The following is a 21,118-nucleotide window of genomic DNA, read 5'->3' as shown; positions in this document are numbered from 1 at the left end:
GATTTTAAATAATTCACTTATCATACAAATGTTAAATTCTTTATAAGTGGGTATTAAGGGGTATCCCCCCTGCCAGGCATATTACCAGCACCGTTTTCGCAGACTTTCGTCATGAGCTCACATATAAGTATGTTGTAACTAATTTAGAGCAAAAAAAAGCGCGGTCTAACACCGCGCAATGGATAATCAACTGCTACTACTTTTTTACTTTTTAGAATGACGTCCGTATACCGCCCAAGTGATGACCACACAAGCGACATAGAAGATCAGAAAGACTTTCATCGCATCGACCGGCGAACCGGTTAACGCCAGAGACGTACCAAATGCTTTCGGGATAAAGAAGCCGCCAATCGCACCAATGGCTGAGATAAAACCCAACGCTGCCGCGGTGTCGGTTGCTGCTTCGCGCATTGCTTTCTCTTCTGAACCGCCTTCAGCTTTCACTCTGTCCATCGTCAGCTTGCGGAAGATAACGGAGATCATCTGGAAGGTTGAACCACTCCCCAGACCAGCCGTCAGGAACAATGCCAGGAACACCGCGAAGAAGGCGATAAAGTTGCCGCCAACGCCGTTTGATGGCAGCGTCAGGAACAGTAAGGCACTGAAAATAGCCATCAGCACAAAGTTCACCAGCGTTACACGGGTTCCACCCAGACGGTCAGAGATTGCGCCACCCGCTGAACGAGCCAACGCGCCAATCAACGGTCCAAAGAAGGCGTAATGCAGGATCTGTACCTCAGGAAACTGCGTTTTTGACAACATGGCAAAACCGGCAGAGAAACCGATGAATGAACCGAAGGTTGCCAGATACAGCAGGCTCATAATCCACAGATGCCCACGTTTCAGCACCGGCAATTGCTCTTTCAGCGACGCTTTTGAGGTTGCCAGTTCATTCATACCAAACCATGCAGCCAGCGTTAACACCGCAAGGAACGGTACCCAAATCCATGCGGCGTTTGCCAGATACAGCTGCGTACCATCCGGTTGTTCAACCCCGTGGCTACCAAATGCGGCAAAGATTGACAGTGAAACCACCAGCGGCGCAACCAACTGCATCACGCTGACGCCCATGTTGCCCAGGCCACCGTTCAGACCCAGCGCACCACCCTGTTTCTGTTTTGGAAAGAAGAAACTGATGTTTGCCATGCTGGACGCAAAGTTCGCACCGGCGAAACCGCACAACAGAGAGATAATAATAAAGGTACTAAACGGCGTGGAGGTATCCTGCACCGCAAAACCTAACCATACGCAAGGAATGATCAGGATACCGGTGCTAAACGCCGTCCAGCGACGTCCACCAAACAGGGGAACCATAAAGGAGTACGGAACACGCAGCAGCGCGCCGGACACCGAAGGTAATGCCGTCAGCATGAACAGCTGTTCAGTGGTGAAATCAAATCCGACTTTCGGTAAGTTCACCGCCACGGCGCTAAATAACATCCACACGCAAAACGCCAGCAGCAAGCAAGGGACGGAAATCCACAGGTTACGGCTGGCGATTCGTTGACCACGCTGCTGCCAGAAGGCGGGATCTTCCGGCCGCCATTCGGTAATTACAGCTCCAGATGCCCTTTCCGGGGCAGATGAGTGACTCATAGACACCTCTGATACTTGTTTCGATGCCTGCAACATTAGGGTTTACAGCTGGAGGTAAGTTGATATAAATCAAAGGAAAAGGTGTCATTATTCATGCCTAAAATTTATCATTACCCTAAATGAGTACATAACTTCGGTAAAAAAGATGTGGTTTTTCACGCTTCTGTCGTCCCCTACTCCCCCTCGCCCGGGATCTCTCCCTCCACTGGCAATTAAGAGGTAGCCCGTTTGAGGTATGGGTATACTCCAGTGTATCGCCGAGAATAACGCCACTGCCTGCAGCAGAATCGTCATTCAATAAGGTTTTCTGTTCGACGAAAACCCGAAGGAACAAGTCACCATGTTTAAACGTTGTCTCTCCCCGCTTACGCTGGTCAACCAGGTGGCGCTGATTGTTTTATTGTCCACAGCCATCGGCGTGGCGGGTATGGCTGTCTCCGGCTGGCTGGTTCAGGGCGTTCAGGGTAGCGCCCATGCAATCAACAAAGCGGGATCGCTGCGCATGCAGAGTTATCGCCTGCTGGCAGCCGTACCGCTGGACGCTAGCGATCAACCGCTTCTGGATGAAATGGAGAAAACGGCATTTAGCCCGGAGTTGACGCGTGCCGCAAAGCGAGACGGACAACAGGCGCAGTTAAAAGCACTACAGGATTACTGGCACACTGAACTGGCGCCGGGGCTTGCGCATGCGCAAACGCCTGATGCGGTAGCGCAGGATGTAACGCGCTTTGTAGGCGGTCTGGATAAGCTGGTTACCGCCTTTGACCATACCACCGAATTACGCATTGAACGCGTCGTCCTGCTGCATCGCCTGATGGCCATATTTATGGCATTGCTGCTGGTTTTCACCATTATCTGGCTGCGCGTGCGCCTGTTAGAGCCGTGGAAGCAGCTGCTGGCGATGGCGCGAGCCGTCAGCCAACGTGATTTTACCCAACGCGCGCGTATCAGCGGGCGTAATGAGATGGCCGCTCTGGGCTCGGCACTGAATAATATGTCGGAAGAACTGGCCGAAAGTTATGCCGTGCTGGAACAGCGGGTGCAGGAAAAAACGGCGGGACTGGAGCACAAAAATCAGATCCTTTCTTTTCTGTGGCAAGCCAACCGCCGCCTGCACTCTCAGGTGCCGTTGTGCGAACGCCTCTCTCCGGTACTGAACGGTCTGCAAAATTTGACCTTGCTGCATGATATTGAACTCCGGGTTTACGACCTGGAAGATGAAGACAATCATCAGGAATTTACCTGTCAGTCCAATGCCAGCTGTGATGAAAAAGGTTGCCATCTGTGTCCTCGCGGAACGCTGCCCGCGATTGACGGCGGGATCACATTGAAATGGCGGCTGACCGATGCGCATACCCAGTATGGTATTCTGCTCGCTACCTTGCCGAACGGACGCCATCTCAGCCACGATCAGCAACAGCTGGTTGATACCCTGGTTGAGCAACTGACCGCAACGCTCGCGCTCGACAGACATCAGGAGCGTCAGCAGCAGTTGATCGTGATGGAAGAGCGTGCCACCATTGCACGCGAACTTCATGATTCTATTGCACAATCGCTCTCTTGTATGAAGATGCAGGTTAGCTGTTTGCAGATGCAGGGCGATGCGCTTTCAGATAACTGTCGCGAGTTGCTCAGCCAGATTCGTAACGAGCTGAATGCTTCATGGGCACAACTGCGTGAGCTGTTAACCACCTTCCGTTTACAGCTCACGGAACCTGGATTACGGCCGGCGCTGGAAGCCAGCTGTCAGGAGTACAGCGCCCGTTTTGGATTTACGGTTAAGCTGGATTATCAGCTACCGCCACGCCTGGTCCCTTCGCATCAGGCGATTCACCTGCTACAAATTGCGCGCGAAGCCCTGAGTAATGCACTTAAACACTCTCAGGCCAATGAAGTGGTCGTGACGGTGGTGCAAAATGGCAAGCAGGTCAAACTAACAGTGCAAGATAACGGCTGCGGCGTACCGGAAAACGCCGAACGCAGTAACCACTACGGCATGATTATAATGCGCGATCGTGCGCAGAGCTTGCGCGGCGATTGCCGCGTACGCCGTCGCGAGACGGGCGGTACTGAAGTTGCTGTCACTTTTATTCCCGAAACAAACTTCACAGAAGTCCAAGGAGATACCCATGAGTAATCTGGAACCGGCAACCATCCTGTTGATCGACGATCATCCGATGCTGCGAACCGGTGTAAAACAGCTTGTCAGCATGGCGCCCGATATTACCGTTGTCGGCGAAGCCAGCAATGGTGAGCAGGGTATCGAGCTGGCTGAATCCCTTGATCCCGATCTGATCCTGCTTGATCTCAACATGCCCGGCATGAACGGTCTGGAAACTCTCGATAAGCTGCGTGAAAAGTCACTGTCGGGCCGTATCGTTGTGTTTAGCGTATCCAATCATGAAGAAGACGTAGTTACCGCACTGAAACGCGGCGCTGATGGTTATCTGCTGAAAGATATGGAGCCTGAAGATTTACTCAAAGCCTTACAGCAGTCAGCGGCCGGTGAAATGGTGCTGAGTGAAGCCTTAACGCCGGTTCTGGCCGCCAGCCTGCGTGCTAATCGTGCAACGTCGGACCGTGATGTCACCCAACTGACACCGCGTGAGCGCGACATTCTCAAGCTCATTGCCCAGGGGCTGCCGAACAAGATGATCGCCCGTCGTCTGGACATCACTGAAAGTACGGTAAAAGTCCATGTGAAGCATATGTTGAAGAAAATGAAGCTCAAATCACGCGTCGAAGCCGCGGTATGGGTACATCAGGAACGCATTTTCTGATAACGCGTTGATGCTTCATTGCTAACGAGGATCATTTTCCGAAACGGTAATAAACGGTTCGGTCAGTGATAGCGTGATCTCATTGGAAGAGACACGCTGACCCTGCTCATCTTCTACCACCACAGACAACCGCCAGCGGTTTGTCGCGCCTTCGCTGCTGTCCCACTTCGGCATAATAATCGTCCAGCCTTGCGCGCTTCGGTTATCGCTACCCGCCGTTAAACTCAACGCCTGGGTACCACCCTGCCAGGTCAAATGGCGGATCCCATGCAAACTACGCACCTGCAGCTTCAGCGCCACCGTCTCACCAGACTTGAGATCCCAGGGCGGCGTGGCCAAAAATACCGACAATGTTTTACGCTGGCGATATTCCAGCGTCGGCAGATTGTTACGCTGCGGATCGTCATAACGACTGCCGCGCAGCGATCGGCTGTTTGCCACCTCGCTGACCATCAGCTGTTTTTTTAGCGGTACGCCAAAGCGGTAATTCAGCGTTAAGCCGAGGTTATTCTGGCTGACTCCGCTTTCGCCCTGCTTATGTTGTGCCGTCACGGTAATCAACGGCACCGGCGTATAGCTCAATCCCAGATTCACCGCCACAGGATTGTGGTACCCGGTTCCGGAATGAAACAAATCCACCCGGTCGCCAAAATACTGTTCCACGCTGACGCTGGTATTGAGGTGTTGATAGAACGGCATGCGCATTTGCGCAGTCAGGTCGTAGCCGCGGGCCATCCGTTGTTCCTGGGTTGTGGAACGCTCCTGCCAGGAGGACAACGGTTGGTAATAGTTAGCGGATAAGCGCAAGTATTCGCCCCACGCCTCGGCGCCAAGGCCTCCCCGGGGCAGATTTTCATCCAACAGGTTGTCATAAAAGGTGTTGTAACCCAGAAACCAGCCGTCGCGTACCCAGCGCTGCCCAATCCCCGCATTGCTGACTAAACCTTCGTCTTGTTGCGTCAGCCCCAACTGGCTCCAGGTTAAATATCGTTGATTGTCCTGCCATGGGATAAACCAACTTCCCCGACTTCCGGTAAAGCTGCCTTCGTTATCCACCTGCAATCCAACGCTGGCGTTTCCCCAGGGAGAGAGCCAGGATTCCAGTTGCTGATTAACCTGTTCGCTGACCGTGTCACGCACCTGACCAAACGCGAACTGCCTCGCCTGTTCACCCGTATCAAGCCCGTTATCGGTCATGCTGGCTTCACCAAACGCTTTGACCATTTCGGCAAAGTGCTTTTCGCCTGCCCGCGACTCCGGCGCCATACCGAGATCGGGCAAGCCATCACTATTGTTATCGAAAGGGTTTTCAGCCTGGTGAATAAAAGATGTCCGTGCGTTGGCAATACCGCCTGCCAATGGCAAGAGTGAGAATACAGCGAGAGAAAAATAAATATTACGGCTCAAATCGTCAGTTGTTTCTTACATCAATTAATTAGACACACTTAACCTAAACCATAACGTCTTCGGCTGTTAATTGCAGCCTTTATCCCCGTTTTCGGGATTTTCTGACATGGATAATTAGAGGTACCCACTCCTGCAACCATGCTTTCTTTCCCACATCAGGAACAGGGAGTAACATACACGCCAGGAATTATCCCTTCCATCTGACAACAGGAGTAATAATGCAAAAGATAGTGATCGTCGCGAACGGTGCAGCCTATGGAAGCGAATCGTTATTTAACAGCCTGCGTCTGGCCATCGCCCTGCGCGAACAGGAAGCGGATCTGGACCTGCGTCTGTTTTTAATGTCGGACGCGGTAACCGCGGGATTACGAGGTCAGAAACCTGCAGAAGGATACAATATTCAGCAAATGCTGGAGATCCTGACGGCGCAAAATGTGCCGGTCAAACTGTGTAAAACCTGCACCGATGGCCGCGGGATCACGACGCTGCCGTTAATTGACGGAGTAGCCGTCGGCACGCTGGTAGAACTGGCTCAATGGACGCTGGCTGCAGATAAAGTATTAACCTTCTGATACACCGCTTCAGGCAAGCTCACTGAAAGTGTCGATAATTTCCGAATTTAATCGTAGATGGGCGCGGTTTCGTTGAACGTTAGCACGCCCTTTCAACCCTTTTGAGGTATTTTGTCACTTTTGTTTAATCGTTATGCCATTTTTTGATCAAAATCAGCATCCTGTTGCTCCCCCTTTGGTGTTATGCAATGAGTGAAATGTGAACAACATCACGCAGCACTTTCGACAGAAAGTACGTTGTTTTCAAGAACGGGGTGAAAAATGGCATTAGTGAAGGCGAGTTTAAAGTTATTTGGTGGTGATACGGTGGTAGTGCGCTGTTCTGAGCGCTGCCACATCCACCTGATGAGCGAGAAAAATCACGTCAAAGACACGCAGTCCGACATCTTAAGCGTGCAGGATCGTGATAACGCATGGTTAACCGTACCGTATACCGGCGTCTGGAATGTGCTGATCGACAGCCATAGCCAGTCGCTCGAGCATTCGATAAGTTTTATTGCAGCCTAAGCGTTAAACGCCCGATAAGCACCTGGCTTATCGGGCATACAACATCGGGCGATATTAGGCAAATCCTGGACGCATAACACCTTCCGGCAGGTTCTCTCCCAACAATCGTTTGACCGTGATCACCAGATCGTTAAGACAATCATCCTGCATCCCCAACTTGACCAGCTCTTGTTCCAGTGAGAACAGATACTGGGCATTGGTGCCTAAAGGTCCGCTCGCCGCGGCGATAAGCGGCGCAATCACCTGCGCGCGCGTATCTGACTCAAACAGCGGATGACGCGGATCCATAATAAAGACCAGCGCGTTTACCGCCCGACCGTCATCCAACGTCAACTGGCACCAGGTTGGTAGATAGCATCCGGTGATCATTTCACGCTTCCACAGCAGAGAAAGCTCTTGTTCCAGCGACGCGTCCGGCAAACGGTAGGCCACACCGGTGGTGCGTCCGCCCTCTTTCAGGGCCAGCATACGTCCTGGTTGACACGCCGTTCCTCGCCCCGCCGTCAGGCGCAGACAAAATGCACGGTGCCAGCCGACTAACGTCCCGGTACAGGACTCTTCAAACTCTAAGGCCGGGTTCCACATCAACGATCCATAACCGAAGATCCACACCGGTCCATCATCTGGTCGGCATGCAAGCGTGGCGGCCAGTGAGGCTGCCCGTTGTTCCGCTGACCAGAGTAGTGATTCTTCAATAGCACCAAATGCCGTCTTACAGTCGGCATTCAATAAAAAATCACGCGTTAACACCTTACACCTCCGCCACTGCTGCTTCCCTGCGACAACTTTTTTGACGCCTTCCGGGCTTTTTCGCTGCTCATTTTGAAACCAATAACTGGACGATAGGCAATTCACCGCTCGCTTGCAAGGGAACAAAGTGTCAACGGCACTTTATATCCTCTCGGGGTGGTACGTCCTGCACTATCATTTGTATCAGTACGCTCATCAATTTTTGTGGACGCTAAAATCTAATGTGCTGTTATTTAAATATTCTCTAAACAAGATATGCAATTTCATTCGCTCGGATGCAAAAAATGGTCCATGCCGTAAAATTACGTAAAATCAGATCGGAAATACCGAAAGTTCTGTTATTTTTTACATTCTTTAATACTTTTATAATTATAAATACCTGCAGAGATGGAGAATTAGTTCAATGACACACGTACATGAGGCGGTAAAAACCCGCCACAAGGAGACCTCTCTCGTCTTCCCGATTTTGGCGCTGGTAGTACTGTTCTTCTGGGGGAGCAGTCAGTCACTACCAGTGGTCATCGGTATTAATGCGCTGGCCCTTATTGGTATATTAAGCAGCGCATTCAGCGTTGTCCGTCATGCTGATGTATTAGCACATCGACTTGGCGAACCCTACGGGTCGCTGATCCTCAGCCTGTCCGTTGTTATTCTTGAAGTCAGCTTAATCTCCGCATTAATGGCGACCGGCGATGCAGCGCCTACGCTCATGCGCGATACGCTATATTCAATCATTATGATCGTAACCGGCGGCCTGGTCGGTTTTTCATTACTGTTAGGTGGCCGTAAATTTGCCACTCAGTATATGAATCTGTTTGGTATTAAGCAGTATTTAATCGCCCTGTTTCCGCTGGCCATTATTGTACTGGTGTTCCCGATGGCTTTACCGGGTGCAAATTTCACTACCGCCCAGGCGCTATTAGTGGCATTAATTTCTGCGGCGATGTACGGCGTATTTTTGCTGATACAAACTAAAACGCATCAGAGCCTGTTCATTTATGAGCATGAAGACGAGGGTGACGACGACGATCCGCATCACGGTAAACCGTCAGCCCACAGCAATATGTGGCATGCCGCCTGGCTTATCATTCATCTGATCGCTGTTATTGCCGTGACCAAAATGAACGCCAGCCCGCTGGAAACATTGCTGACTGAACTGAATGCGCCGGTCGCCTTTACCGGTTTCCTGGTCGCATTGCTGATCCTCTCCCCTGAAGGGCTAGGTGCGCTGAAAGCGGTTCTGAGTAATCAGGTACAGCGGGCGATGAATTTGTTCTTCGGTTCAGTATTAGCCACCATTTCACTGACCGTTCCGGTAGTGACCCTGATCGCATGGGCAACCGGGAATGATTTGGTCTTTGCGCTGGGCGCACCAGAGATGATTGTGATGGTTTCATCACTGGTACTGTGTCACATCTCTTTCTCCACCGGACGCACCAACGTGCTTAACGGTGCGGCGCATCTGGCGCTGTTTATCGCCTATCTGATGACGATATTTGCCTGATTAGTCTTTCTGATAGAACCCACGGCCCTTCTCAGGGCCGTTTTCTTTTACCGCTCACAGCTCCGGATAAACCTGTTGACCATCGACAAACGTTAATAACGACTCCGTTTGGTGCAATTTGTCTGCCGGAATAGCCATAATATCCTGATTAAGCACCGCAAAATCGGCGAGCTTACCTGCCTGCAAACTTCCCCTCTGCTGTTCTGCAAAAGCTATCCAGGCGGCATTGAGGGTATACATTTTTAAAGCATCTTCTCGGCTTAACTGGCGCGTATCATGACGTACCGAACCGTCGAGCGCTTTACCTGTTACATGATATTCAATGGCATGCCATACTCCTGCAACGCCAATCCGCGTCGCATCCGTACCACCTACAACGATAACCCCCTGCTTTGATGCGGGTTGATATGAGGCACCGCCTGATTAAGTTCCCATTTTCCCCATCATATTTATCTACCTTATCTTGTGATGATCATCTGGAAAGCTGATGCCGCACCGCTACGCTGGCGATTCGCGCGCTGGCTAGCAGACGTTCGAACGAATGCCCGCAACGCGCTTTTCCCGACAGGCCAAGCATTGTGGTACTGACGTAATCAGTCAGGCTGTCAGCCTCTTTAGGATGCCGCTGTGCGATAAAGTCGTGAATTTTTTGTTCGGCAGCCGAGTAGAAATTCCGCGCGACCTTCCGCGCCTGCGGATCGTTACTGTGCGTGCCCTCCAGGACCAAACATCCCGGCGCATGCGGATCTGCGGCATAACGTCGCGCCGCCTCTTCAAGCAGATCGGTAAGACATGCAGAAACGGGTTTGTCGGGGCGAAGAATGTCATCAAAAGGGATCGCCTCAGTTTGTACGTAGCGGTCAAGAACACGTTTATAAAGACCGATTTTGTTCCCAAAAGCAGCATAGAAACTGGGGGGCTTGATCGACAACGCCGCGGTGACATCCGCCACGCTAACGGCGTCATAACCATGTGCGTGAAACAAGGGTTGTACTTTGGCAACGGCCATTTCTGGATCAAAATTACGTGGGCGTCCAGGTGCACGAGTGCATTTTGTAGTGCTCATTACAAATCCATTGACAGAAAACTGTGCACCTATTATATATCGATCACTACATAATTGTTCAAGGAGTACCTCATGTCTTCTTTTAACGGCAAGTCAGTTCTGGTTCTTGGCGGCAGTCGTGGGATTGGCGCGGCTATCGTGCGCCGTTTTGCCGCGGATGGCGCATCGGTTACCTTTACCTATTCAGGCTCCCCTGACGCTGCCAAAGCGCTTGCTGATGAGACGGGTACCCAGACAGCGCAAACCGATAGCGCCGATCGTAACGCCGTCATCAACCGGGTACGCGAAAGCGGCCCGCTGGACGTGCTGGTAGTTAATGCAGGCATTATTCTGTTTGGTGATGCGCTGGAGCAGGATCCGGATGACGTGGAGCGCCTGTTCCGGATTAACATTCACTCCCCATACTATGCGGCCGTGGAAGCGGCACGACAGATGCCTGACGGCGGACGCATTATCATTATTGGTTCTGTGAATGGCGACCGTATGCCTCTTGCTGGCCTGGCCTCTTATGCGGTGAGCAAATCAGCACTGCAAGGGCTGGCCCGGGGGCTGGCACGTGATTTTGGATCGCGGGGCATTACGGTAAACGTGGTTCAACCGGGTCCTATTGATACCGATGCCAACCCGGAAGATGGCCCACTGAAAGAGGTGATGCACAGTTTTATGGCGCTAAAACGACATGGCCGTCCAGAGGAAGTTGCGGGAATGGTTGCCTGGCTTGCAGGCCCTGAGGCTGGATTTGTGACGGGGGCAATGCATACAATTGATGGTGCGTTTGGCGCCTGACGCCCACCCTTAACACTTTTCTCAAACAGCAGTCCGAAGAGATATCTCTCCGGACTGCAACACTTTCTTAGTTCTCAGTATCCAGCTCGTCGAAGCTTTTAACCAGGTCATCAATCGCTTTAATCTGAGTCAGGAACTGTTCCAGTTTCGCCAGCGGCAGCGCGGATGGACCGTCGCATTTCGCATTGACTGGATCAGGATGCGCTTCAATAAACAGACCGGCCAGACCTACCGCCATACCTGCGCGCGCCAGTTCGGTAACCTGCGCACGACGACCGCCGCTGGCTGCGCCAAACGGGTCACGGCATTGCAGCGCATGGGTAACGTCAAAAATCACCGGCGAGTTGCCAGAAACTTTCTTCATCACGCTGAAGCCCAGCATATCCACAACCAGGTTGTCATAACCAAAGTTCGCGCCACGGTCGCAAAGAATTACTTTGTCGTTGCCGCCTTCATGGAATTTATCCACGATATTGCCCATCTGGCCCGGGCTTACGAACTGCGGTTTTTTCACGTTGATAACGGCACCGGTTTTCGCCATCGCTTCCACCAGATCGGTCTGACGAGCGAGGAAGGCCGGCAGCTGAATCACATCCACCACGTCAGCAACAGGCTGAGCCTGGCTGGCTTCGTGAACGTCGGTGATCACTTTTACGCCAAAAGTCTGCTTCAGTTCCTGGAAGATTTTCATCCCTTCTTCAAGGCCCGGTCCACGGTAAGAGTGGATGGAAGAACGGTTGGCTTTATCAAAGGAGGCTTTGAACACGTAAGGGATACCCAGCTTTTGAGTAACGGTTACGTAGTGCTCACAAATGCGCATCGCCAGATCGCGGGATTCCAGCACGTTCATTCCGCCAAACAGCACGAACGGCAGGTCATTTGCCACGTTGATGTCGCCAATGCTAACCACTTTTTGTTTCATAGGATCGCCTTAAACGGTAGGTAAAGTGTCATTAATCAATGCAATACAATTTGCTTGTGCGAAATAGTATTAATCTGCGCACGAATCATTTCGCTGATCGGGTCTTCCGGACACTGTTCAACGAAATAACTTAAATCGGTCAGCGCAACATGTTCACACTCCAGCTGCGCGTAAATTAATCCACGATCGCGTATTTCATACGGATCTTCAGGATTAAACTGTAATAATGCTTCGCTGGCACGCAGCGCCAGCTCCATTTGCCGCTCTTCCATCAGCGATGATTTCAGCGTGTCGAGCAGTTTACGAATTACTTCTGCATTATCCGCCTCATCCAGGTCTTCGTTAAACAGCTCCGCGACCGGGCTGATATTCCCCTTCAGCCACACTTCCAGCGTGTGCTCATTTAACGTTTCGCCATTGAACGGATTGATTAGCCACATTTCGCCATCGAGCGATTCAATACGCAGGATGAGTTGTGTCGGGAAAATCACCGGCACCAGTGGCAGCTCCAGTCGGTTGGCAATCCACAATAAGATCGCACCCAGGGATACGGCGCTGCCCTGACGATTTTTCAGTACCTGATCAAGCCATAGTGCATCAGAAAGACGATAGACGCCGTGGGTATCCGTAAAACCCCATTCGCCGTAAAAAAGTGCCAGCAGTTTTTCCAGTTGCTCATCCTGAGACAGGAGCTGGCTAATTTCTTCTTGCGCCAGACTGACCAGACGTTCCAGTTCGTCATAGACAGTTTGTGTTGGAAAATCCAGACGGATAGACTCCGACGCCAGGATCATCCCATCACACAATGGCGCTTTATTAAATTCGAAATCAGCTAACGACCTCATGCTTACCCCAGTAACGGTATTTTTGTGGTGGCGAGTTTAATGATGATGTACAGCACCACCAGCGCCAGCGGAAAAGCGATTAATCGCGCCTGCTGACTGCGCGCCCGACGATAATCGAGCGCAATAAAACCCAAAACGATGTAAATGATAACCCCAAACAGCTTTTCAGTCAGCCATGTCCCGTGCTCAGTGAATGGCAGGATGTGCGCTTTAACCATTAACGCTACGCCGCTGAGTAATAAAACGGTATCGACAACCGGCGGCACGATGCGCGTCCAGCGCGCGCAGGCAAGGCACGAGTCGGTGTAACGCCACCAAAATCGCAGCGTCAGCAAACCAACCGAAAGCGCAATGCTGATGAGATGGACGTTGAGTAACACACCGAAGGTACTCATGATGGGATGCGTCCAAGCGTAATTCGCTCGTTGCCGCCATAGTCACGACAGGTTTCAACCGCCAGGTAACCCGCACGAGTAAAGGCATCACGGACGGCCTCGCCCTGCTGCCAACCATGTTCCAGCAACAGATAGCCGCCGGGCGTTAACATGCGCTGAGACTGGTCGATGATATGCACGATATCCGCCAGCCCCTGATCGCCCGCCACCAGCGCCGACAGCGGTTCAAAGCGAACGTCGCCTTGCGCCAGGTGCGGATCCTGTTCGTCGATATACGGCGGATTGCTGACAATCATGTCAAACTGCTGTCCCTGCAATGCACTGAACCAGTTACTTTGCAGCACGCAAACATTGTCGATGCCCAGTTGCTGCTTGTTGCGAATGGCCAGTGCCACGGCATCGGGCATGCGGTCTACGGCAGTCACTGCACAATCCGGACGCTCGGTTGCCAGCGCCAACGCAATGGCACCCGTGCCGGTTCCCAAATCAAGAATACGACACGCTGAGGCCGGCAGGCGAGCCAGCGCCTGCTCCACCAGACACTCGGTATCCGGACGCGGAATAAGCGTAGCTGGAGACACAAATAGCGGCAGCGACCAGAACTCACGCACGCCGGTTAAGTGTGCCACCGGCTCTCCCCGCTGACGCCGCTCCAGTAGCGTATCAAGCTGTTGACGCTGCGCCTCGGTTAACTCCGTTTCGCCGAAAGCCAGAATAAAGGTGCGCCCTTTGCCAGTAACGAACTCGAGTAAAATCTCGGCGTCACGCCGCGGGCTTTCGCTTGCCTGTAATTGGCTAATCGCTTCACGCAGCCAGTGCTGATAATCCATTAATCCTGCTCGGACAACGCCGCCAGTTGGTCGGCCTGGTATTCCTGGACAATCGGCTCAATGAGCATATCCAGTTTGCCTTCCATCGCTTCATCCAGACGGTAGAGCGTCAGGTTAATGCGGTGATCGGTCACACGCCCCTGCGGGAAGTTATAGGTACGGTTACGATCGCTGCGATCGCCACTGCCCAACAGGTTGCGACGCTCAGAGGCTTCCGCCTGTTGACGTCTTGCCACTTCGGCCGCACGAATTCGCGCCCCCAGCACCGACATCGCTTTGGCTTTGTTTTTATGCTGTGAACGTTCGTCCTGGCATTCCACTACGATACCGGTCGGTAAGTGGGTAATACGGATTGCGGAGTCGGTGGTGTTAACGTGCTGACCGCCCGCGCCTGATGAACGGAAGGTGTCAATACGCAGATCGGCCGGGTTGATGTCCGGCAGTTCGGCATCCGGCAGTTCCGGCATAACCGCGACCGTACAGGCAGAGGTATGAATACGCCCCTGCGATTCCGTCGCAGGTACGCGCTGCACGCGATGGCCGCCAGACTCAAACTTCAGTCGCCCGTAAACGCCTTCGCCGCTAATCTTGGCAATGACTTCTTTAAACCCGCCATGCTCGCCTTCGCTGGCGCTCATGATCTCAACCCGCCAGCGACGCGATTCTGCGTAACGGCTGTACATGCGGAACAGATCGCCGGCAAACAGCGCCGCTTCATCACCACCGGTTCCCGCGCGCACTTCGAGGAAGGCGTTACGTTCGTCATCGGGATCTTTAGGTAATAGCAGGACCTGCAGATGCTGTTCCAGCTGCTCACATTTCTCTTTTGCTTCGCGCAGTTCATCCTGCGCCATTTCACGCATTTCAGGATCGTCGAGCATCATCTGAGCCGTCTCGATATCTTCCTGAACCTGTTGCCAGTCCGTAAAACAGCGAGATACATCGCTTAATTGCGCATATTCGCGCGACAGCGCACGAAAGCGATCCTGGTCTGCGATAGTACCCGCATCACCGAGCAGCGCCTGAACTTCTTCATGGCGTTCATGCAGGGCTTCCAGTTTGGCAACGATAGAAGGCTTCATAGGCGTAAATGCACCCTGTAAAAAATAAGATTGGTGTGCTGCTACTCCAGCCCGAGGCTGTCGCGCAGAATATTCAGGCGTTCACTATCCCCGTCACGGGCGGCCTGTTGAAGTGATTTGGTTGGTGCATGAATCAGGCGATTGGTCAGTTTCCAGGCCAGATCCTGCATAATGGCTTGCGCATCACCGCCCTGTTGAAGAGCGGCCAACGCTTTGGCGGTCAGTTCATCACGGATCTGTTCTGACTGACTGCGATACTCGCGGATAGTGTCGCTTGCGCCCTGGGCGCGTAGCCAGGCCATAAACTCGCTGGCTTCCTGCTCCACTATCGTTTCGGCTTCCACCGCCGCCGCTTTGCGCTGGGCCAGGTTATGCGAAATGATGCTTTGCAGGTCATCAACGCTGTACAGATAGGCGTTAGACAATTTACCCACTTCCGGCTCGACATCGCGCGGTACGGCGATATCCACCAGCAACATAGGCTGATTGCGGCGGTTTTTAAGCGCACGTTCCACCATTCCTTTGCCGATAATCGGCAGCGGACTGGCGGTAGAACTGATAATGATATCGGCATCCTGTAAACGCGCGTCTATATCACTCAGTGAAATCACCTCGGCGCCGACTTCATCCGCCAGCACCTGCGCACGCTCGCGAGTGCGGTTGGCGATGATCATCTTCTTCACTTTGTGCTCGCGCAGATGTCGCGCAACCAGCTCAATGGTTTCGCCCGCACCGACTAACAGCACGGTTACCGTGGAGAGCGATTCAAATATCTGCCGCGCCAGGGTACAGGCGGCAAACGCCACCGACACGGCGCTGGCGCCGATGTCAGTTTCTGTACGTACACGTTTTGCGACAGAAAATGATTTCTGGAACATGCGTTCCAGCGCACTGGCGTTCAGGTGACCTTTTTGCGAATCCGCAAACGCTTTTTTCACCTGCCCCAGAATTTGCGGTTCACCGAGCACCAGTGAATCCAGACCGCTGGCAACACGCATCAAATGACTGACCGCGTCGTTGTCCTGGTGCCAGTACAAGCTGTTGCGCAGATCTTCTTCATTGAGGTTATGGTATTCACACAGCCAGCGAACCAGCGCTTCTTGCAGGTTATCCTGCTCTTCAACGCTGAGATACAGCTCCGTGCGGTTACACGTCGACAGCACTACCCCGCCCTGCACCATCGGCTGCGCGAGCAGGCTGTCCAGCGCCTGATCGAGCGTATCCGGCGAAAACGTTACGCGTTCTCGCAGCGATACAGGTGCCGTTTTATGGTTAATACCAAGCGCTAAAAGGGTCATGTGTGCGGGAATAGTACCAGCGTTGATAAGGTTAGACTGGGTGCATCATACAGGATGCGTGCGGTCAATAAAAGAGACTGACCCCTTTTGGAGTAATAGCTTAGTGCACAAATTTAAGCGATTTAAGATAACTTGAACGTAGACGATGTCTGATGGCGGCGCTAGCATTAAGAGTTATAACTGCAACGTATCTCAAGGATTTGTCATCATTATGACCCTGCCTGATTTTCGCCTGATTCGCCTGCTGCCGCTGGCGGCCCTGGTTCTTACTGCCTGTACGCTCAACGCGCCTAAAGGTCCCGGTAAAAGCCCCGATTCTCCGCAGTGGCGCCAGCACCAACAGGAAGTTCGCACCCTGAACCAGTATCAGACGCGTGGTGCGTTTGCCTATATTTCCGATCAACAGAAAGTGTATGCCCGCTTTTTCTGGCAGCAAACCGGTCAGGATCGCTATCGTCTCCTGCTGACCAACCCACTGGGCAGCACGGAACTGGAACTTAATGCGCAGCCTGGCAACGTCGAACTGGTCGATAACAAAGGCAAGCATTACACCGCCGACGACGCTGAAGAGATGATCGGCAAACTGACCGGCATGCCTATCCCATTAAACAGCCTGCGCCAGTGGATCCTTGGACTGCCAGGTGACGCCACCGATTATAAGCTTGACGACCAATATCGTCTGAGTGAAGTGAACTACAGCAAAGACGGTAAAAACTGGAAAGTGGTCTATAGCGCCTACGACAGCAAAACCCAGCCAGCGATGCCAGCAAACATGGAGCTGTCCGACGGCTCCCAGCGTATTAAGCTGAAAATGGATAACTGGATTGTGAAATGATGACCCATTGGCCCTCTCCGGCAAAACTGAATTTGTTTTTATACATCACCGGACAGCGTGCGGACGGTTACCACACGCTGCAGACCTTATTTCAGTTTCTTGATTATGGCGACACGATAGATATTACGCCGCGTAGCGACGGCGAAATTCACCTGTTAACCCCAGTGGAAGGCGTTGCGCATGAAGACAATCTGATCGTCCGTGCGGCACGTTTGCTGATGAAAGCGGCATCTGAAAGCAATCGCCTTCCCAAAGGGAGCGGTGCGGACATCAGTATCGACAAACGCCTGCCGATGGGCGGCGGTCTTGGCGGAGGTTCGTCTAATGCGGCAACCGTTCTGGTAGCGCTGAATCATCTCTGGCAGTGCGGACTTTCGGTTGATGAACTGGCGGCACTCGGCTTAACGCTGGGGGCGGATGTTCCCGTATTCGTGCGCGGCCATGCGGCTTTTGCCGAAGGCGTAGGAGAAATTCTGACACCGGTCGAGCCTGAGGAAAAGTGGTATCTGGTTGCTCATCCGGGAGTCAGTATTCCGACACCGGTGATTTTTAACGATCCCGACCTCCCGCGCAACACGCCAAAAAGGTCAATAAAAACGTTACTAAAATGTGAATTCGGCAATGATTGCGAGGTTATCGCAAGAAAACGTTTTCGCGAGGTTGATGCGGCGCTTTCCTGGCTGTTAGAATACGCGCCGTCGCGCCTGACTGGTACAGGGGCTTGTGTCTTTGCTGAATTTGACACTGAGTCTCGTGCTCGCCAGGTGCTTGAGCAAGCCCCGGAATGGCTCAAAGGCTTTGTGGCGAAAGGCGTCAACCTCTCCCCATTGCACAGAGCGTTACTCTAAATCCTTCGGATTTCAGGAAGATGGCGAAATGACGAATCGCCAGGTGCATACAACTTCAGTATGTAACTGGTGTGAGGAATTGATGCCAGCGCAAATGAAACGCGAAGGACAACGAGTAAGCCGGGCAAGCTGAGTTGCGGTGACAACGTCACCCTGTTCCAGACGTTGCATCGCGCTCTTTAATACACCGCATGGAGAGGATACTGCCTGGCCCGCACAGTTTTCGGCAGATTCTTTCCACCAATGGACGCATGCCTGAGGTTCTTCTCGTGCCTGATATGAAGCTTTTTGCTGGTAACGCCACCCCGGAACTAGCACAACGTATTGCCAACCGCCTGTACACTTCACTCGGCGACGCCGCTGTAGGTCGCTTTAGCGACGGCGAAGTCAGCGTACAAATTAATGAAAATGTACGCGGTGGTGATATTTTCATCATCCAGTCCACTTGTGCCCCTACTAACGACAACCTGATGGAATTGGTCGTTATGGTTGATGCGCTGCGCCGTGCTTCCGCAGGCCGTATCACCGCCGTTATTCCTTACTTCGGCTATGCACGTCAGGATCGTCGCGTACGTTCCGCTCGTGTACCGATTACCGCTAAAGTCGTCGCTGATTTCCTGTCCAGCGTTGGCGTTGACCGCGTCCTCACCGTTGACCTGCATGCTGAACAGATCCAGGGCTTCTTTGACGTACCGGTTGATAACGTATTCGGTAGCCCGATCCTGTTAGAAGACATGCTGCAGCTGAACCTGGACAACCCGATTGTGGTTTCTCCGGATATCGGTGGCGTCGTGCGTGCCCGCGCTATCGCTAAACTGCTGAACGATACCGACATGGCTATCATCGACAAACGTCGCCCGCGTGCGAACGTTTCTCAGGTGATGCACATTATTGGTGACGTTGCAGGTCGTGACTGTGTTCTGGTTGATGACATGATCGATACCGGCGGTACGCTGTGCAAAGCAGCAGAAGCACTGAAAGAACGTGGTGCTAAACGCGTATTTGCTTACGCCACTCACCCGATCTTCTCAGGTAATGCGGCAAACAACCTGCGCAACTCAGTGATTGATGAAGTCGTTGTCTGTGACACTATTCCACTGACTGACGAAATCAAAGCGCTGCCAAACGTGCGTACATTGACCCTGTCGGGTATGCTGGCCGAAGCGATTCGCCGTATCAGCAACGAAGAATCCATCTCTGCTATGTTCGAGCATTAATCGAGCCCGGCTCAAAAACCCGCTGCGGCGGGTTTTTTTATCTGCAATACTTATTTGTATGACTTATGCCTCCTTCACCTGCCATTTAGTTGACAGATGATGCGCTCATGGATGAAACATTATTGTGAACAGATTATTTTCCTCACATGTGATGCCTTTCCGCGCCCTCATCGACGCTTGTTGGAAAGAAAAATATACTGCCTCTCGCTTTACCCGTGACCTGATCGCCGGGATAACCGTTGGGATCATCGCCATTCCGCTGGCAATGGCCCTGGCAATAGGCAGTGGCGTTGCGCCGCAGTACGGCCTGTATACCTCAGCCGTCGCTGGGATTGTTATCGCCCTTACCGGGGGATCGCGCTTTAGCGTATCTGGCCCAACCGCCGCCTTCGTGGTGATTCTGTATCCGGTGTCGCAACAGTTTGGGCTGGCAGGCCTGCTGGTTGCCACGCTCATGTCCGGGATATTCCTGATCCTTTTCGGCCTCGCTCGTTTTGGCCGCCTGATTGAATATATCCCCGTGTCGGTAACGTTAGGTTTTACATCGGGTATTGGTATCACCATCGGTACCATGCAGATTAAAGATTTTCTTGGCCTGCAGATGGCCCATGTCCCGGAGCACTATCTGCAGAAGGTCGGCGCGCTATTTATGGCCTTGCCGACCATCAACGTTGGCGATGCCGCCATTGGCGTAGTGACGCTGGGGATCCTGATTTTCTGGCCGCGCCTGGGGATCCGACTGCCGGGTCACCTTCCCGCACTGCTGGCAGGCTGCGCGGTAATGGGTATCGTGAACCTGACCGGCGGCCATGTCGCCACCATTGGTTCTCAGTTCCACTACATTCTGGCTGACGGCTCACAGGGTAATGGTATCCCGCAGTTGCTGCCGCAGCTGGTCCTGCCGTGGAATATGCCGGAGTCAAACTTTACCCTGAGCTGGAGCTCGTTACAGGCGCTGTTACCGGCAGCCTTCTCGATGGCGATGCTGGGGGCAATTGAATCTCTGCTGTGCGCCGTCGTACTCGATGGAATGACCGGCACCAAACATAAAGCTAACAGCGAGTTGATTGGCCAGGGGCTGGGTAACATCGTGGCACCGTTCTTTGGCGGTATCACCGCCACAGCGGCAATTGCCCGCTCTGCGGCAAACGTCCGCGCCGGGGCGACCTCGCCAATCTCTGCGGTTATCCACGCGATTCTGGTGATCCTCGCCCTGCTGGTACTTGCACCGCTGCTTTCCTGGTTACCGCTTTCCGCCATGGCCGCCCTGCTGCTGATGGTGGCATGGAACATGAGTGAAGCGCATAAAGTGGTGGATTTGCTGCGCCATGCACCGAAAGACGACATCATTGTCATGCTGATGTGTATGTCGCTGACGGTACTGTTCGACATGGTTATTGCCATCAGCGTCGGTATCGTTCTCGCCTCTCTGCTGTTTATGCGTCGTATTGCGCGCATGACTCGCCTGGCGCCGGTCAACGTAGACGTACCGGACGATGTACTGGTGCTGCGCGTTATTGGTCCGCTGTTCTTTGCCGCGGCGGAAGGATTATTTACCGATCTCGAGTCGCGTATTGAAGGTAAACGCATCGTAGTCTTGAAGTGGGATGCGGTCCCGGTACTGGATGCCGGTGGTCTGGACGCTTTCCAGCGCTTTGTAAAACGTCTGCCGGAAGGTTGTGAATTACGCATCAGTAATCTGGAATTCCAGCCGCTACGTACCATGGCGCGCGCGGGCATTCAGCCGATTGCCGGGCGCCTGACGTTCTTCCCGAATAAAGATGCTGCGCTAGCAGATATCCGCTGACGTGTAGCCCGGCCAGGCGAAACGCCGCCGGATTACAAATGACAGACAAAAAAATGGCTCCCGTATGTGGG

The 21,118-nt window shown here is 52.9% G+C and carries 21 protein-coding genes; 10 read left to right on the top strand and 11 right to left on the bottom strand.

The genetic code is table 11. The features are described 5' to 3' along the window. Positions 1 to 204 precede the first annotated feature (204 nt). Complete coding sequence (locus tag OGY04_RS04930; protein WP_003833390.1) at positions 205 to 1,596, bottom strand: NarK family nitrate/nitrite MFS transporter; 1,392 nt, start codon at positions 1,594 to 1,596, stop codon at positions 205 to 207. A 340-nt stretch (positions 1,597 to 1,936) separates the two neighbouring features. Here OGY04_RS04930 and narX point away from each other — a divergent pair, with 340 nt between their 5' ends. Beyond that, positions 1,937 to 3,733, top strand: a complete 1,797-nt coding sequence (narX, locus tag OGY04_RS04925) for a nitrate/nitrite two-component system sensor histidine kinase NarX (protein WP_003833391.1) — start codon at positions 1,937 to 1,939, stop codon at positions 3,731 to 3,733. Continuing rightward, entirely contained in the window at positions 3,726 to 4,376 is a 651-nt protein-coding gene (gene narL, locus OGY04_RS04920; protein ID WP_003833392.1) for a two-component system response regulator NarL, read from the top strand. The genes narX and narL overlap by 8 nt, the downstream gene beginning before the upstream one ends. 21 nt (positions 4,377 to 4,397) lie before the next feature. Here narL and OGY04_RS04915 read toward each other — a convergent pair whose 3' ends face one another. Next, positions 4,398 to 5,783 carry a YchO/YchP family invasin gene (locus tag OGY04_RS04915; RefSeq protein ID WP_286584873.1) on the bottom strand — a complete coding sequence of 462 codons (1,386 nt, stop codon included), beginning with the start codon at positions 5,781 to 5,783 and terminating at the stop codon, positions 4,398 to 4,400. A gap of 218 nt (positions 5,784 to 6,001) precedes the next feature. Here OGY04_RS04915 and OGY04_RS04910 point away from each other — a divergent pair, with 218 nt between their 5' ends. After that, a complete protein-coding gene (locus tag OGY04_RS04910; RefSeq protein WP_003833402.1) occupies positions 6,002 to 6,355 on the top strand; it encodes a DsrE/DsrF/TusD sulfur relay family protein in 354 nt (117 codons plus the stop codon). 261 nt (positions 6,356 to 6,616) lie between these two features. Continuing rightward, complete coding sequence (locus OGY04_RS04905; RefSeq protein ID WP_038641131.1) at positions 6,617 to 6,862, top strand: DUF1883 domain-containing protein; 246 nt, start codon at positions 6,617 to 6,619, stop codon at positions 6,860 to 6,862. 54 nt (positions 6,863 to 6,916) lie between these two features. Here the strand turns inward: OGY04_RS04905 and OGY04_RS04900 are convergent, their stop codons facing one another. Further along, positions 6,917 to 7,612, bottom strand: a complete 696-nt coding sequence (locus tag OGY04_RS04900; protein WP_048235257.1) for a gamma-glutamylcyclotransferase — start codon at positions 7,610 to 7,612, stop codon at positions 6,917 to 6,919. Positions 7,613 to 8,015: 403 nt separating this feature from the next. Between OGY04_RS04900 and chaA the strand changes: the two genes are divergently transcribed. Continuing rightward, positions 8,016 to 9,116, top strand: coding sequence for a sodium-potassium/proton antiporter ChaA (gene chaA / locus OGY04_RS04895; RefSeq protein WP_003833407.1), 1,101 nt, complete (start codon positions 8,016 to 8,018; stop codon positions 9,114 to 9,116). A gap of 54 nt (positions 9,117 to 9,170) precedes the next feature. Here the strand turns inward: chaA and OGY04_RS04890 are convergent, their stop codons facing one another. Continuing rightward, positions 9,171 to 9,467 (bottom strand): amidohydrolase family protein, encoded by a 297-nt coding sequence (locus tag OGY04_RS04890; RefSeq protein ID WP_234102818.1) that lies wholly within the window; start codon positions 9,465 to 9,467, stop codon positions 9,171 to 9,173. A gap of 121 nt (positions 9,468 to 9,588) precedes the next feature. Continuing rightward, entirely contained in the window at positions 9,589 to 10,182 is a 594-nt protein-coding gene (locus OGY04_RS04885; protein ID WP_111465483.1) for a TetR/AcrR family transcriptional regulator, read from the bottom strand. A gap of 72 nt (positions 10,183 to 10,254) precedes the next feature. Here OGY04_RS04885 and bdcA point away from each other — a divergent pair, with 72 nt between their 5' ends. After that, positions 10,255 to 10,968, top strand: coding sequence for an SDR family oxidoreductase (gene bdcA, locus OGY04_RS04880; protein ID WP_153687307.1), 714 nt, complete (start codon positions 10,255 to 10,257; stop codon positions 10,966 to 10,968). Positions 10,969 to 11,035: 67 nt separating this feature from the next. Here bdcA and kdsA read toward each other — a convergent pair whose 3' ends face one another. Genes kdsA through hemA form a run of 6 tightly spaced genes read right to left on the bottom strand, consistent with a single transcriptional unit; the run spans position 11,036 to position 16,340 of the window. Beyond that, complete coding sequence (kdsA, locus tag OGY04_RS04875) at positions 11,036 to 11,890, bottom strand: 3-deoxy-8-phosphooctulonate synthase (RefSeq protein WP_136391949.1); 855 nt, start codon at positions 11,888 to 11,890, stop codon at positions 11,036 to 11,038. 35 nt (positions 11,891 to 11,925) lie between these two features. Further along, positions 11,926 to 12,735 (bottom strand): invasion regulator SirB1, encoded by an 810-nt coding sequence (gene sirB1, locus OGY04_RS04870; RefSeq protein WP_003020775.1) that lies wholly within the window; start codon positions 12,733 to 12,735, stop codon positions 11,926 to 11,928. Between the two features lie 2 nt (positions 12,736 to 12,737). After that, the gene (gene sirB2 / locus OGY04_RS04865) at positions 12,738 to 13,130 is read right to left on the bottom strand and encodes an invasion regulator SirB2 (RefSeq protein ID WP_048224049.1); all 393 of its coding nucleotides are present in this window, start codon (positions 13,128 to 13,130) and stop codon (positions 12,738 to 12,740) included. Then, a complete protein-coding gene (gene prmC, locus OGY04_RS04860) occupies positions 13,127 to 13,960 on the bottom strand; it encodes a peptide chain release factor N(5)-glutamine methyltransferase (RefSeq protein ID WP_048216241.1) in 834 nt (277 codons plus the stop codon). Before prmC ends, sirB2 begins: the two co-directional genes overlap by 4 nt. Further along, the gene (gene prfA, locus OGY04_RS04855; protein ID WP_003020786.1) at positions 13,960 to 15,042 is read right to left on the bottom strand and encodes a peptide chain release factor 1; all 1,083 of its coding nucleotides are present in this window, start codon (positions 15,040 to 15,042) and stop codon (positions 13,960 to 13,962) included. The genes prmC and prfA overlap by 1 nt, the downstream gene beginning before the upstream one ends. A 41-nt stretch (positions 15,043 to 15,083) precedes the next feature. Continuing rightward, complete coding sequence (gene hemA, locus OGY04_RS04850) at positions 15,084 to 16,340, bottom strand: glutamyl-tRNA reductase (RefSeq protein ID WP_003833420.1); 1,257 nt, start codon at positions 16,338 to 16,340, stop codon at positions 15,084 to 15,086. Between the two features lie 211 nt (positions 16,341 to 16,551). Here hemA and lolB point away from each other — a divergent pair, with 211 nt between their 5' ends. From lolB to dauA, 4 genes are all read left to right on the top strand, one after another. Further along, on the top strand, positions 16,552 to 17,175 hold the full coding sequence (gene lolB, locus OGY04_RS04845) for a lipoprotein insertase outer membrane protein LolB (RefSeq protein WP_286584871.1): 624 nt from the start codon (positions 16,552 to 16,554) through the stop codon (positions 17,173 to 17,175). Beyond that, a complete protein-coding gene (gene ispE / locus OGY04_RS04840; protein ID WP_103285319.1) occupies positions 17,172 to 18,023 on the top strand; it encodes a 4-(cytidine 5'-diphospho)-2-C-methyl-D-erythritol kinase in 852 nt (283 codons plus the stop codon). Before lolB ends, ispE begins: the two co-directional genes overlap by 4 nt. Positions 18,024 to 18,292: 269 nt before the next feature. After that, on the top strand, positions 18,293 to 19,240 hold the full coding sequence (gene prs, locus OGY04_RS04835; protein WP_001518537.1) for a ribose-phosphate diphosphokinase: 948 nt from the start codon (positions 18,293 to 18,295) through the stop codon (positions 19,238 to 19,240). A 124-nt stretch (positions 19,241 to 19,364) separates the two neighbouring features. Further along, entirely contained in the window at positions 19,365 to 21,047 is a 1,683-nt protein-coding gene (gene dauA, locus OGY04_RS04830) for a C4-dicarboxylic acid transporter DauA (RefSeq protein WP_008784981.1), read from the top strand. Positions 21,048 to 21,118: the final 71 nt, after the last annotated feature.

This window comes from Citrobacter sp. Cpo091 (genome assembly GCF_030332645.1).
In the GTDB taxonomy this organism is placed as follows: domain Bacteria; phylum Pseudomonadota; class Gammaproteobacteria; order Enterobacterales; family Enterobacteriaceae; genus Citrobacter; species Citrobacter portucalensis.
This window is presented reverse-complemented; position numbering and strand designations above follow the sequence as displayed.